This window comes from Evansella vedderi, from assembly GCF_030813435.1.
GTDB classification, from domain to species: domain Bacteria; phylum Bacillota; class Bacilli; order Bacillales; family Salisediminibacteriaceae; genus Evansella; species Evansella vedderi.
In genome coordinates, this window is sequence record NZ_JAUSUG010000007.1 from 103,474 (window position 1) to 118,067 (window position 14,594).

At 37.7% G+C, this 14,594-nt stretch carries 11 protein-coding genes; 10 read left to right on the forward strand and 1 reads right to left on the reverse strand.

The window, feature by feature from the left end:
* Positions 1–32: 32 nt before the first annotated feature.
* Positions 33–1,877: an SLC13 family permease gene (locus tag J2S74_RS10375; RefSeq protein WP_307325122.1), complete on the reverse strand. Its 1,845-nt coding sequence runs from the start codon at positions 1,875–1,877 to the stop codon at positions 33–35.
* Positions 1,878–2,221: 344 nt separating this feature from the next.
* Between J2S74_RS10375 and treP the strand changes: the two genes are divergently transcribed.
* From treP to J2S74_RS10425, 10 genes are all read left to right on the forward strand, one after another.
* Entirely contained in the window at positions 2,222–3,631 is a 1,410-nt protein-coding gene (gene treP / locus J2S74_RS10380; RefSeq protein WP_307325125.1) for a PTS system trehalose-specific EIIBC component, read from the forward strand.
* A gap of 83 nt (positions 3,632–3,714) precedes the next feature.
* Positions 3,715–5,394: an alpha,alpha-phosphotrehalase gene (gene treC, locus J2S74_RS10385; protein ID WP_307325128.1), complete on the forward strand. Its 1,680-nt coding sequence runs from the start codon at positions 3,715–3,717 to the stop codon at positions 5,392–5,394.
* A gap of 26 nt (positions 5,395–5,420) precedes the next feature.
* On the forward strand, positions 5,421–6,131 hold the full coding sequence (gene treR / locus J2S74_RS10390; protein WP_307325130.1) for a trehalose operon repressor: 711 nt from the start codon (positions 5,421–5,423) through the stop codon (positions 6,129–6,131).
* Positions 6,132–6,154: 23 nt separating this feature from the next.
* Entirely contained in the window at positions 6,155–6,655 is a 501-nt protein-coding gene (locus J2S74_RS10395; RefSeq protein WP_307325132.1) for a PTS sugar transporter subunit IIA, read from the forward strand.
* 1,068 nt (positions 6,656–7,723) lie between these two features.
* Positions 7,724–8,911 (forward strand): M20 metallopeptidase family protein, encoded by a 1,188-nt coding sequence (locus tag J2S74_RS10400; protein WP_307325135.1) that lies wholly within the window; start codon positions 7,724–7,726, stop codon positions 8,909–8,911.
* 14 nt (positions 8,912–8,925) lie between these two features.
* Positions 8,926–10,533 carry an ABC transporter substrate-binding protein gene (locus tag J2S74_RS10405; protein ID WP_307325136.1) on the forward strand — a complete coding sequence of 536 codons (1,608 nt, stop codon included), beginning with the start codon at positions 8,926–8,928 and terminating at the stop codon, positions 10,531–10,533.
* 95 nt (positions 10,534–10,628) lie between these two features.
* Positions 10,629–11,546: an ABC transporter permease gene (locus tag J2S74_RS10410; protein ID WP_307325138.1), complete on the forward strand. Its 918-nt coding sequence runs from the start codon at positions 10,629–10,631 to the stop codon at positions 11,544–11,546.
* 50 nt (positions 11,547–11,596) lie between these two features.
* A complete protein-coding gene (locus J2S74_RS10415) occupies positions 11,597–12,493 on the forward strand; it encodes an ABC transporter permease (protein WP_307325402.1) in 897 nt (298 codons plus the stop codon).
* 40 nt (positions 12,494–12,533) lie between these two features.
* A complete protein-coding gene (locus tag J2S74_RS10420; protein ID WP_307325404.1) occupies positions 12,534–13,559 on the forward strand; it encodes an ABC transporter ATP-binding protein in 1,026 nt (341 codons plus the stop codon).
* Positions 13,525–14,541: an ABC transporter ATP-binding protein gene (locus J2S74_RS10425; protein ID WP_307325141.1), complete on the forward strand. Its 1,017-nt coding sequence runs from the start codon at positions 13,525–13,527 to the stop codon at positions 14,539–14,541. The genes J2S74_RS10420 and J2S74_RS10425 overlap by 35 nt, the downstream gene beginning before the upstream one ends.
* Positions 14,542–14,594: the final 53 nt, after the last annotated feature.

Consider the following 14,594-nt stretch of genomic DNA (forward strand, 5'->3'; position numbering starts at 1 on the left):
AATGAGAAGGTTACGCGACCGTCTCACGCACTTTAGAAAGGAAAAAATAGTGGTAATAGCAGCACTGCTATAAGGGCTATTATAAGCTGTAAAGGGATACCTACCCGAACGAAGTCAAGGAAGGTATATTTTCCAGCAGCCATTACCATGGCATTCGGTGGTGTGGCAACAGGGGTAGCAAAGGCCATACTAGAAGAAAAGGCTACGGCCATTACCATTGGATTGGGACTAACCCCCATTTGCTCCGCAGTGAGAATAGCAACGGGAAACAGTAAAACTGCTGTTGCTGTATTACTTATAAATTGACTGAATAGGGAAGTGATGGCATATAACCCTGCAAGTACTGCAAGTGGTCCTACCATCCCAAGACTGCCAATTAAACCTTCAGAAATAAAGGTTACTCCACCTGTATTTTCTAAGGCCGTGGCCATAGGGAGCATACAGGCAATTAAAATAACCGTTTGCCAGTTAATGGACTGGTACGCCTGATCCGTTTGTCTTACGCAGTCGGTCAACACCATTAATACGGCAGTTACTACTACAGATACAACGGCAGGAACCCATTCAAATACCATAGATGTGAGCATCGCCAACAAAATGATCCCTGCTACTAAACTTTTATTTGTTTGATTAGCAAGATCCGTATCCTCAGCAGCAGACTTTAACACAACCGTATCATTCTTCTCAGAAGAAAGAAGGTTGATGTCCTTCCATTTACCATGAACGAGTATAGCATCTCCATATTGGAGCATTTCATCTGGTGTAGATCTTCTTGCTTCACTAAATTGATGCTTTAAAGCTAACACAGTTAGCCCATATTTTTCTCTAAAATTGGCTTTCCGGATCGTTTGATTAATTAATCGCGATTGAGGTGTTAAGATAACTTCTGCCAAATGAGATTCCTCTAATTGATAGGCCTCTTCTTTTTCTGGGACTAAGCCACTTTCCTCCATCAGCCTAGAAAGTGCACTTTCCTCACCGTAGATAAGAAAAATATCATCTACTTCTACTTCATAGCTAGGAACCACGGTAATCCGCTTCGTTTGTCCCCGTCCATTAAGGCGTAAGCGCGAACCAGTATCTTTCTTGATCACCTCTAACAGCGTGATCTCATAGGTGGTGGCTAATCGAAGCTCCTTGATGGTTCGACCGATAAGCTTGCTTCCTGCCGGTACCTTTACAACAGAAATATAGTCCGTAACTCCGTATTGATCCACTAATTCTGCTGCATCAAATTCTTCCGTCCCTCCCGTTCTCTCTTCAATGGGTTTATTAAGCATACGACGACCAATAAACCATAAATAAAGTATACCAGCTAACAACATAATGGAACCTACAGGTGTGAAGGAAAAAAAGTTGAGGGCACCATAGCTTGCATCCTGTAAGCTTTGGCTGGCAATTAAATTTGGAGCCGTACCAATTAAGGTTAAGGCTCCCCCCATACTGCTTGCAAAAGCTAATGGTATCAATAGCATTCCAGGGTGAAGCTGCATTTGTCGACATAGGCTAACTACAACAGGGAGGAGAATGGCAACTGTTCCTGTATTACTAATAAATCCACTTAATATTGCTACTAGAATGAGCATAAAAATGGTCAGCTTCCATTCACTATTTTTCGTTGTTTTAACAAGTAAATCCCCGGCCTTTTGGGCTAATCCACTTTGGAATACTCCTTCACCAACAATAAATAAGGCGGCAACCATGATTACTACACTATTAGAAAATCCAGCGAAAGCCTCGGGAACTGTAATAAGACCTGTTAGGAGTAAGGAAAGGAGCGCGATCGTTGCCACAAGATCTGCCCTAAATCGCGGAACCAAAAAGCAGATTGTAGTAATGATCAAAATAAGAAAGACCAATTGCATATCCGTTATCATAATCACTGTATCCTTTCAAATTTGAATTTTAATTAGGCTCGAACCAGAAAATAAATAGTAAAAAATAAAATTACTTTCTCTATTATTCTGCACTTTAGAAAAGATATTATAATGAATTCATTTTTATAAAAGTTAAATATCAGGTGCATCTATCAATCCTGAATGGAACAACCTATAGATTGATTCATTCTGTTTTTGCGAAATTTGTCTTATTTTGAAACAAACTCTATTGACACACCTGTATATACAAGTTAAACTTAATCAAGTAAAGGGGATCTTGTATATACAAGTTTTTGAAAATGAAAGCGTATTTAAATTTTTACAAAGAAAGAGGAGGAGTTCACGTGGCAATTGAGAGAAAAACAGTGGAAGAGATCATCGATGCCATCGGTGGAAAGGAAAATATAGATTCCGCAACTCATTGTGTAACAAGGTTACGTTTAGTTTTACATGATGAAGGAAAAGTGGATAAAGAAAAACTTGAAAACATTGATATTGTAAAAGGAAACTTTAGTACGAATGGTCAGTTTCAAGTTATTATTGGACAAGGTCTTGTGGATAAAGTATATAAAGAGCTTGTAAACATAACAGGTATTGGGGAAGCATCAAAAGAAGATACGAAAGCAGCTGCAGAGAAAAAAATGAACCCACTTCAACGTGGGATTAAAACCTTAGCAGATATCTTCATTCCAATACTACCTGCAATCGTTACTGCTGGTTTATTAATGGGGATATATAACCTTTTGTCTGGTCAGGGAATTTTCTATGATGAACAATCCCTTATCGAGGTACACACTCAGTGGGCGGATTTTGCCAATATTATTCACTTAATCGCGAATACGGCATTTGTTTTTTTACCTGGCTTAATTGGTTGGTCTGCCGTGAAAAAATTTGGTGGAAATCCACTACTAGGTATTGTTTTAGGTTTAATGCTTGTTCACCCAGATTTATTAAATGCGTGGGCATATGGTGCAGCACAAGAAGCTGGAGAAATTCCTTATTGGAATCTATTCGGTTTAGATGTAGCAGCAGTAGGGTATCAAGGTCAAGTATTACCAATTTTAGTTGCTTCCTATGTATTAGCGAAGCTAGAAATCGTATTACGTAAGCGAATTCCAGATGCATTTCAATTATTATTAGTAGCCCCAATTGCCCTTCTGGTTACAGGTTTCTTAGCATTTATCGTAATTGGCCCTATTACTTTTACAATTGGTAACGGAATCACGACAGTATTTGTAACTATTTTTGATAATTTTGCTGCCATCGGAGGATTATTATATGGATTGATTTATGCACCATTAGTAATTACAGGTATGCATCATACGTTCTTAGCAGTGGATATTCAATTAATTGGAACAACGGGCGCTACGTTCCTATGGCCAATTTTAGCCTTATCTAATATTGCCCAAGGTTCTGCGGCCTTAGCAATGATGTTTGCAACAAGAGATGAAAAGCTGAAGGGTCTTTCCCTTACCTCTTCCATTTCTGCCTATTTAGGGATTACTGAACCAGCCATGTTCGGGGTTAATTTACGATTTAGATATCCATTTATTTGCGCTATTATCGGTTCAGGGATTGCTGCTGTATTGATTACTATAAACAGAGTTACTGCCTTTTCCATTGGGGTCGGTGGATTGCCTGGTATTTTCTCTATCGTACCTGATAAGTGGTTACCGTTCTTTTTTGGTATGTTAATTGCCTTAATAGTACCGTTCGTATTAACGTTAATTGTGGCAAAAATAAAGAGACAATAATACTTGAAGGTGCCTTGGTTATATTAGTGACCAAGGTACTCTACATATTCACTTAAATTAAAGAAGTTCGGAGTTGAAGAAGGATGAAACAAAATGAATGGTGGAGAAAAGCTGTTGTATATCAAATTTACCCAAAAAGCTTTAATGATACTACAGGAAATGGTGTTGGTGATCTTCAGGGGATTATTAACAAACTTGATTATTTGAAAAAACTGGGTATAGATGTTATTTGGTTAACACCTATATATTCTTCCCCACAAAAGGATAATGGCTATGATATAAGTGATTATTTTTCCATTCATGAAGAATATGGGACAATGGAAGATTTTGATCGACTCCTGCAAGAAGCCCATAACCGTGACATTAAAGTGATCATGGATATTGTTGTAAATCATACATCAACGGAGCATGAATGGTTTAAGGAGTCTGCAAAATCGAAAGATAATCCATTCCGAGATTATTATATTTGGAAAGATCCAGTGAACGGGGAAGAGCCAACAAATTGGGTGTCTAAATTTGGTGGGTCCGCATGGAGGTATGATGAAAAGACGGAACAATACTATCTTCATTTATTTGATGTGACCCAAGCGGATTTAAACTGGGAGAATGAAGCGGTGCGTGAGGAAGTTTATGATATGATGCACTTCTGGTTTAAAAAGGGAGTAGACGGATTCCGACTGGATGTAATTAATTTAATATCTAAGGATCAACAGTTTCCAAATGATGATGGAAGTGTTCCCCCTGGTGATGGGCGCAAATTTTATACAGATGGACCAAGGGTTCATGAATTTATGCAAGACATGAACAAACAGGTTTTTTCAAAATATGACGCCCTTACTGTTGGGGAAATGTCTTCAACAACCATTGATCATTGTATTAAATATACAAATCCAAATCGACATGAATTAAGTATGACATTTAATTTTCATCACCTGAAAGTAGATTATCCTAATGGAGAAAAGTGGGCCATTGGGGAGATGGATTTCCAAGCATTGAAAGATATATTATCCAAATGGCAAGTGGAAATGCATAAAGGTGGGGGATGGAATGCCCTGTTCTGGTGTAACCATGATCAACCCCGTGTCGTAACCCGGTATGGAAATGATGGGGAATATCATAGGGAATCTGCAAAAATGCTAGCAACTACGATCCATATGATGCAAGGAACTCCTTATATTTATCAAGGGGAAGAGTTCGGAATGACGGATCCAAAATTTAAGGATATTTCCCAATATCGTGATGTGGAAACATTGAACTATTATGAAATCATGAAAGAGCGAGGAGTTCCGGAAGGGGAGATCATGGAGATTATTACGCGTAAATCCCGTGATAACTCACGTACTCCAGTGCAATGGAATGCTTCGGAGAACGCAGGATTTACAATTGGTACACCTTGGATTGGGATCCCAGATAACTATACAACTATTAACGCTGAGGCTGCAATAAAGGATAATCAGTCCATTTTTTATCATTATCAGCAGCTAATTAAACTGCGTAAACAATATGACATTATTACCTACGGAGATTTCAAGCTCATTGAAGAGGAGCATCGGCAAATTTTTGCCTATTTGAGAAGATATGAAAAGGAAGTTCTACTTGTGGTAAATAATTTTTACGAGAAAGAAACATCTTTTGAACTGCCGGAGGAACTATTGGGGCGAAAAGGGGATGTGTTACTATCTAATTATGAGGATTCAAGTATTCCTAAGGAGTCCCTTATCTTACGTCCTTATGAATCCATTGTTCTTCATTTTGCTGGGTAATATAAGAAAAAAATAGGTGGTTTGAAATGAAGCGTAAATATTTAAAGGTTTATGATGAATTAGTACAACTTATCCAAAGTGGAAAACTAAAGGCCCAAACGAAGCTTCCTTCAGAAAATGACCTTGCTGAACAATATGATACAACGAGGGAAACGATCCGAAAAGCATTGAAACTGTTGTCGGAGCATGGGTATATTCAAAAAATCCAAGGGAAAGGCTCCATTATACTAGATATTAATAAATTTAACTTTCCCATATCTGGATTAGTCAGTTTCAAGGAATTAGCTTCAAAAATGGGACAACGGGCAAGGACCCATTTAGTAAAACTAGCATCTGCCGATCCCACTGATTATATTAAGGAACAGCTTCAGCTAGATGGATCTGAAACCATTTGGGAGGTAATTCGAGTCCGAGAAATGGACGGGGAAAATGTTATTTTGGACAAAGACTATTTAAATAAAAAATTAATCCCCGACTTAACAGTAAGGGTGTGTGAAAACTCTATTTATGAATACATCGAATCAGAGCTCGGTCTAGTAATCAGCTTTGCCAAAAAGGAAATTACCGTAGAGGAAGCGACGGATGAGGATAAAAAGTTATTGGATTTAGAAGGCTTTTCCAGTATTGTTGTGGTGAAAAATCATGTGTATTTAGATGATACTAGCTTATTTCAATATACGGAATCCCGGCATAGACCAGATAAGTTTCGCTTTGTGGATTTCGCTAGAAGGAATTGAAGGGTAGAAGGGAGATTATTATTATGTTAAAAAAGTTGTTCGGAAAAAAAGAGGTACAAACGGAAGAAACCATTGTTGCCCCAATAACAGGTAGTGTCAAAAAGCTGGAGGATGTACCGGATCCAGTTTTTTCTCAAAAAATGATGGGAGATGGAATTGCCATTGAACCTATAGAAGGAGTTGCTGTAGCCCCCGTAGACGGGGAAGTTATTCAATTTTTCCATACAAAGCATGCCATTGGAATACGCTCCAAGACAGGTGTTGAAATCCTTATCCATGTTGGGTTAGAGACAGTGAACATGAAAGGGGAAGGGTTTACTGGTCATGTGAAAGAAGGAGATAAGGTGAAAGCTGGTGATAAGCTAATTACTTTTGACCTAGAGCTTATTAAAGAGAAGGCCTCCAGTACTATCACACCAATCGTTATTACAAATGGTGATATTCTTGATTCGGTTAAGAAGCTGGAGCAAGCGGAATGCAAAAAAGGGGAAACACCTCTTATGGAAACGAAGATAAAAGTATAATTTTTAGTTTCTAAGAGCCTTACCCCATTAGAAGCACTAGAGTATTGGTGTTTGCTTCTCGCGTCGCTCTCCCACTACGATTAAAACCACTCGTAGTGGGATTTATTAATATTACGATGGTTAACGTGAGGGTGGTTCAAAAGGTTAAAAACTTTTGAGTCATTCTTCTTTATTTTTTGGGGAAAGGTTGGAAATTATATGAATGTAATAGAAAAACAATTTTAGTTTAACTCACTGACCCTATTACTTTATCTAATTTCACTTATCTATCCTTTTACGTTACCTTTTATTAAGTAATTAAAAGAATATGGGCATTTTTTTACTTTTGTAACTATACTTAATTAATATAACATTATTATTTTTCAGTCAACTTACTTGAATTATTTAAATCCTTTATTTATAATAAATAACCATATTGAATTTATTATAAATTTTAGTAAGAAATAGGGGAATATAGCTTAATGTAGATTAGGTTTTAAAATTTTTATCTTTTATGTTATTGGATTGATCATTCTTATTATTTCATTTGTTATGAAAACTAGTAATATGATCTATCCAATCATATAAAATATATAGCATTCTATCTTTTTTTGTACATATTAAAAATGATCTCCTATAGAGTTATTTCAAATCCATACCACTACCTGAGTGGACACTTTTTAATTGATTTATACATGCTACGTTTTCGAAACCGAAGATGACCTTTTAAATCCTCGGTACCTGTTTTATGGTCATTTACCTTGTATGGTCCCACCGAAACCATATGGTAATCATGACTCTCCTGGATTTACTCTACCGTATTCACAAAATTTCATTCACTGATACTTAAACCGTATCTATTTTTAAACCCAATTTTTATTAAGGGAATGTTAAGAGAGACCGAATGAATGGAGTAGTCTTTTCTTTCGTTATCTCGCTAGGATGTTTGTTTTGGGGGTTTTTTGAATCTTATATCCAATTAATGACAATTTAGTATTTTTAGAAGGGAGGTGACACTTCAAGTAGGAAAAGGAACCATTTCGATGAAATGGAGCCCTCTTTAATGAAATTACATAAAAGGAGAGAGAGATGGATTTTTCTACCAAACAAAATCAATTTATTAACAATGCATTAATGATTCACCAAGAATTAATTGAGTGGAGAAGATATCTTCATCAAAATCCAGAGTTAGGTTTGGAAGAGTTTAATACACAAAAGTTTGTTATGGAAAAACTAGAAGAAATGGGTGTTAAGCATCAACCGTTAACGGAAACAGGTGTAATAGCAATAATAGAAGGACAAGAAGATGGCCAAACAATTGGGTTAAGAGCGGATATGGATGCGCTACCTATTCAAGATGAAAAGGATGTTCCCTATAAATCCCAAATTGCAGGAAAAGGCCATATGTGTGGGCATGACGCTCATACAACAATGCTCTTAGGTGCTGCTAGATTGTTACAACAAACACCGCCCAAAAAGGGGAGAGTAAAGCTAATTTTTCAACCGGCTGAGGAAGGGCGTTTTGGGGCAGACAAAATGATTAAGGCCGGTGCTTTAGAAAACCCGAAGGTGGATGCTATCGCTGCCCTTCATGTACAACCTACGGTTCCAAGCGGAGAAGCGACGATAACAAATGGGATTACGTGTGCAGCAGCTGACTTTTTCGAAATAGAAATTATTGGCAAGGGTGGACATGCTGCACATCCACACCAAGCCATAGATCCGATCACCATTTCAGCAGAGGTTATTTCGTCATTACAGCAAATAACGAGTCGTCAATTAGACCCGTTATCATCTGCAGTCATTACGATTGGTCAAATTCATGGTGGGACAGCGGATAATGTTATTTCCTCTTCCGTAAAGTTTGGAGGTACCGTTCGTACTTTAGACGTAGCGTTACGTGACAAGATGGAAGAAAAAATGGAAACGATTTTAAAGGGGATAACGAGTGCATTTGGTGCTACTTATCAACTGAATTATAAATACTTTTTCCCATCTGTTGTTAATGATGAAAGCCTATTACCAATTTTAGAAGAATCGGCTGGCGAGGTGTTAGGGGAAGGTAAGCTTACCCATGTAAGCCCTTCCATGGGGGGAGAAGATTTTTCCTTTTTTACTCATAAGGTCCCTGGAATCATGTTTCGACTAGGAGTTAGGAATGAGGAGAAGGGGATTACTGCTCCATTACACCATCCACTATTTGATTTGGATGAAGATGCTTTGCCATTGGGCTCAGCAATGCTAGCTCAATTTGCAAATAAATTTTTAAGTAAATAATAAGGGGGATGTAAATGATGAAACGACGATTTTGGTTGATGCTGTTAGTGTTGTTTATGGGAACTATGTTTCTAGCAGCATGCGGAGGAGATTCTGAGGAAACTGCAAGTCCAAACGACCATGAAACAGACAGTGATGTAGAGGGAGAAGAAGATACTGACGGTGCAACAGATGACAACACCGAAGTTAATTCGTTAGTGATTGGAGTAGGAGCTGATATGGCTTCCTTTGATATTCACAATCATAACGCAACAAACACCGAAGCTATTCATATTAATATTTTTAGTTATTTAGTTGTTAGAGATGGTGACGGGGGGTTCGATGGTTATTTAGCAGAGAGTTTTGAAAATGTTGATGAAACAACTTGGCGATTTGTTCTTCGGGAAGGAGTTCAATTCCATAATGGGGAGGAGCTTACAGCTGAAGATGTGAAATTTACCCTTGATCGTGTTCGTACAGATGAGACATTAATTGAACATAACAACTTTAATCAAATTGCTGAAGTAAATATTTTAGGAGATTATGAGTTTGAAATCATTACGGAAGGTCCAGAGCCAATCCTATTAAACCGTTTATCAAAAATTGGTGCTGGAATACTACCAAAAAATTATATTGAAGAAGAGGGATGGGATCACTTTCTTTCCAATCCTATTGGTACAGGTCCCTTTAAATTTAACGAATGGAGACGTGACGATAGAGTAGTATTAGAGCGTTTTGATAATTATTTTGGTGGAGATGTTACGGAGTGGGAGGAAGTTGTCTTTCGTGTGATTCCAGAGTCGTCTACTAGAGTAAATGAATTGCTTACTGGTGGTATTCAGATTGCAGAAAATGTTCCACCAGCAGAATGGGATCGAGTAAATAATAATGAAGGAACTTCAATCGTCAGTGGCCCAACTACACGTGTTATGTTACTCACTTTAAAACAGGAAGAACAATATGCCACAAGTGACATACGAGTAAGACAGGCTATTGATTATGCCATTAACAATCAAGCTATAACAGAGCATGTATTAGCAGGGAAAGGTACACCAATACAGTCCCGTGTGACACCAGGTAGTACAGGTGCTCACCCAGATTTGTATGATGTATATAACTTTGATCAAGAAAAGGCAAGAGCATTACTAGAGGAAGCAGGGTATGGAGATGGCTTAGAGATCACTTTTAATTCACCACAAGGTCGTTACATGATGGATACAGAAGTTGCAGAATTAATTCGTGGTATGTTAAGTGAAGTGGGAATTACAGCCAATTTAGAATTTATGGAATGGAGTAATTTTGTTGATATGCACTCAAACGGTACAAACGAAGAGATGTACTTAGTGGGATTAGGGAATTCTATGTTTGATGCAGCATTAGGGATGACAAGTTTCCACTCTCGTGCTGCCCACCGATCAGGTTATGCGAATCCAGAATTAGATGCATTATTAGATGCTGCAGAAACTAATATGGATCCAGAGGAACGACATGAGCTATATCTAGAAGCACAAGAAATTGTCGTTCGTGATATGCCATTTGTATTCTTATATCAAGTAGAAAATATCTCTGGGATTACTGATGGTATAGATTATGAACCTTCCGTTGATGAACTCATATATATTCCGAATATCAATCGGAATTAACCAGAATGAAAAGAGATTTTGCATTTAGCATTTAACTTAATGGCTAGGGTGGAATATCCCCCTAGCTAATTAACTTTTGAATCGGAGGTGAAGGTATGGGGCGATATTTAATTCGACGAGTACTGCAAGTAATACCGGTATTATTAATTATTTCGTTTATCGTTTTTGCATTGGTATATATGGCGGGAGATCCAGTCTCACTGATGTTACCTGAAGAAGCCAGCCAAGAGGAAATAGACAGTTTAAGGGAAGCGCTTGGTCTTAATGACCCCTTACATGTTCAGTACGGAGTCTATATCATTAATGCGCTCCAAGGTGATTTTGGAAAGTCATACCGTTATAATCAGGACGCATTATCGATTGTTTTGGAACGGTTACCACAAACCTTGGAATTAGCCATTGTTTCCATGATTTTTGCAACGATTATTGCAATCCCCCTTGGAATTTGGTCAGCTTCCAAGCAGAATTCCTATATCGATTTAATTGCAACAGGTGCCTCTGTACTTGGAAAAGCCATGCCGAATTTTTGGCTTGGAATCATGTTAATTTTACTACTGTCTGTTAATTTAGCCATTTTTCCTGTTTCAGGAAGAGGTACTCTCATGCATATAGTCCTACCAGCCATTACACTAGGAACGGCAATCGCAGCGGAGATGACACGATTGATTCGATCAAACATGATTGAAATTATGCAACAGGATTATGTAAGAACTGCCAAAAGTAAAGGGCAGAAGGATTCTATAGTAACCTACCGTCACGCCTTTAAAAATTGTTTAATCCCCGTTGTTACAATTATGGCTCTACAAACTTCTGGTTTAATTGGAGGAGCTCTCGTTACAGAAGTCGTTTTTGCTTGGCCAGGTATGGGACAATTGCTAGTTCAAGCTGTCAATGCTAGAGATATGGCTATTGTTCAAGCATGTGTATTTGTTATTGCTGTAGCAGTTATATTAATGAACTTATTGGCAGATATCATTTATCGAATGATTGATCCTAGAATTAAATATGAATGATTGGAGGTTTGAGAATGTCTACAAATTCAGCAATGGAACCAGGTACTTCGATGGAGGAGCAATTTGAGGTTTCTAAGGGAATCAACCCCTGGATTCGTTGGTTTAAATTGCTATTGAGAAGTAAAACAGGAACAACAGGTTTCATTATTGTGTTAACTGTTTGCATCACAGCTATATTTGCACCTCAAATTGCACCTTATGATCCTGATGCAATGAATCCTGCAAATATGAATGCACCCCCAGTTTGGTTAGAAGGGGGAACGAGTGCTCATATTTTAGGGACGGATAGCCTTGGTAGAGATATGTTAAGTCGGGTTATTTATGGAAGTCAGGTCTCCTTACTTATTGGTGTATTTTCTGTTATTGTAGCTGGCTCTATCGGACTAGTATTAGGAATTCTAGCAGGCTATTACGGCAGGTGGATAGACAATTTACTTATGAGGGTTGTAGACGCCTTCTTAGCTGTACCAAATATTTTATTACTACTTGTTATTTTAGGAATCTTCGGATCTAATCTTATAACACTTATTTTAGTTTTAGGTGTTACGAATTGGGTAATATATGCACGTTTAGTTCGGGGGGAGGTTTTGACCTTAAAGGAAAGGGATTTTATCCGTGCAGCTCGTTCTATAGGTACAAATGACCGAACGATCATGTTTAAGCATATATTACCGAATGTATTTTCTTCATTTATTGTTATATCTACTTTAAGTGTTGCCACAACTCTTATTATTGAAGCCTCTTTAAGTTTTTTAGGGTTAGGTATTCAACCGCCTACTATCTCATGGGGGTATATGTTAAGTACTGGCCGTGATTATTTAGCAACTAGTTGGTGGTTGGCTACCTTCCCAGGCCTTGCTATTACTATCACGGTATTAGGAATTATCTTCTTAGGGGACTGGTTGCGTGATGTTTTAGATCCACGCTCACAAGGACGCAGACCTTAATTACAGTTAATTTAATTATTGAAAGGGGGAAAAGCCTTTGATACAGGAACAAGAAAAACCTTTATTAGATGTACGTAACTTAAAAACATATTTTCACACAGAAAATGGAGTGGTTCCCTCCGTGGATGGTGTTTCATTTCATATAAATAAAGGAGAAGTCATTGCTATTGTAGGTGAATCTGGTTGTGGAAAGAGTGTCACCTCGTACTCCGTAATGGGACTTGTTGGACAACCGGGGAAAATTGAGGGTGGTGAGATCCTCTTTGAAGAAAAAGATTTAACAAAGCTGAGTAATGGCCAAATGCGAACATTACGCGGTAATGAAATCTCGATGATTTTCCAAGAACCATTAACTTCTTTAAACCCGTTATTTACTGTAGGGTTTCAAATTTCTGAAGTGATTATGCTTCATGAAAAGGTTTCTAAAAAAATTGCAAAGCAAAAAACGGTTGAAATGATTAATAAAGTTGGGATACCTAATGCTTCGAAAATCTACTATTCTTTTCCCCATCAACTAAGTGGTGGGATGCGTCAAAGAATTATGATTGCAATAGCACTAGCTTGTAATCCAAAGCTCCTTATTGCTGATGAGCCAACCACTGCACTTGATGTGACAATTCAAGCACAAATCTTGCAACTAATGAAGGACTTAAGACAAGAATTAGATACTTCCATACTGCTCATCACCCATGATTTAGGGGTTGTTGCAGAAATGGTGGACCGGGTCATTGTCATGTATGCAGGACAAGTGGTGGAAGAAGGAAACGTATTTAAATTATTTGAAAATCCGAAACATCCGTATACGAAAGGATTAATGGATAGTACACCTAAAATACATGAAAGAAAAGAGGAGCTTTATTCCATTAAAGGGACAGTACCAACACCAATGAATATGCCAACCGGATGTCGTTTCTATCCGAGGTGTGAATTTGCAATGGAAAAATGTAAGGAAAAGGCCCCAGAATTACTAGAAGTGAAGCAGGGTTATCATGTCCGTTGTTGGCTTCATGAGGAAGGGGAGGTTAATTTAGATGAAGAATTCAATAGAAAACCAGCCACTACTTGAAATTAAAGGGTTAAAAAAATATTTTGATTTATCCTCTGGTCTCTTTAATAAAGAAAAGAAGTTTCTGAAGGCAGTAGATGGAATTAGTTTAGAGGTTTACCCTGGGGAGACACTGGGAATCGTAGGGGAATCTGGTTGTGGGAAATCTACGACTGGAAATGTCATTCTTAGATTATTGGAGGCCACGGAAGGGCAAATTATTTTTGATGGTAAAGACTTATCTAAGTTATCTAAGAAAGAAATGAGAGAAAAAAGAAAAGATATACAAATGATCTTTCAAGATCCCTTTTCCTCCTTGAATCCACGGATGAAAGTGTTTGATATTATAGCCGAACCTCTTCGGTCACATAAAGTAGCAGCAGGTAAAGAATTGAAAAATAGAGTGTATGAATTGATGGAAGTGGTTGGTATTAGTAAATCCTTTGCTAATCGGTATCCTCATGAATTTAGTGGTGGGCAACGTCAAAGAATTGGAATTGCTCGAGCACTTGCGTTGAAGCCTAAATTGATCGTTTGCGATGAACCTGTATCTGCATTGGACGTAAGCATTCAATCACAAATCTTGAATTTATTATCTAAATTACAAAAAGAATTTCAGTTGACTTACATTTTTATAGCCCATGGATTACCTGCTATAAAACATATTAGTGATAGAGTTGCTGTGATGTATTTGGGGAAAATTGTAGAGTTAGCTACGAAAGATCAATTGTTCGATTCACCAATGCACCCATATACAGAAGGACTGTTATCTTCTGTTCCTGTGCCAGATCCTCAAATCAGGGATTCAAAAGAACGTATAATCTTAGAAGGAGATTTACCGAGTCCCGCAAATCCACCATTAGGATGCCGTTTTCATACTAGGTGTGCCTATGCAGATGACAAATGTAAAACGGAAGAACCTCAATTAGTAGAGGAAAGGGATGGTCACTTTGTCATGTGTCATTACCCATTATTACAAGGTAAAGGTGTTTTAGTAAATTAATTGTTTTTTAGTAGTATCTTATAGCTTAATAGTACTAGTGAACAATAAAGGGG

Coding starts and splice junctions, on each gene's coding strand:
- J2S74_RS10375 (WP_307325122.1), bottom strand. CDS start 1,877: ATGATAACGGATATGCAATTGGTCTTTCTTATTTTGATCATTACTACA.
- treC (WP_307325128.1), top strand. CDS start 3,715: ATGAAACAAAATGAATGGTGGAGAAAAGCTGTTGTATATCAAATTTAC.
- treR (WP_307325130.1), top strand. CDS start 5,421: ATGAAGCGTAAATATTTAAAGGTTTATGATGAATTAGTACAACTTATC.
- J2S74_RS10395 (WP_307325132.1), top strand. CDS start 6,155: ATGTTAAAAAAGTTGTTCGGAAAAAAAGAGGTACAAACGGAAGAAACC.
- J2S74_RS10400 (WP_307325135.1), top strand. CDS start 7,724: ATGGATTTTTCTACCAAACAAAATCAATTTATTAACAATGCATTAATG.
- J2S74_RS10405 (WP_307325136.1), top strand. CDS start 8,926: ATGATGAAACGACGATTTTGGTTGATGCTGTTAGTGTTGTTTATGGGA.
- J2S74_RS10410 (WP_307325138.1), top strand. CDS start 10,629: ATGGGGCGATATTTAATTCGACGAGTACTGCAAGTAATACCGGTATTA.
- J2S74_RS10415 (WP_307325402.1), top strand. CDS start 11,597: ATGGAGGAGCAATTTGAGGTTTCTAAGGGAATCAACCCCTGGATTCGT.
- J2S74_RS10425 (WP_307325141.1), top strand. CDS start 13,525: ATGAAGAATTCAATAGAAAACCAGCCACTACTTGAAATTAAAGGGTTA.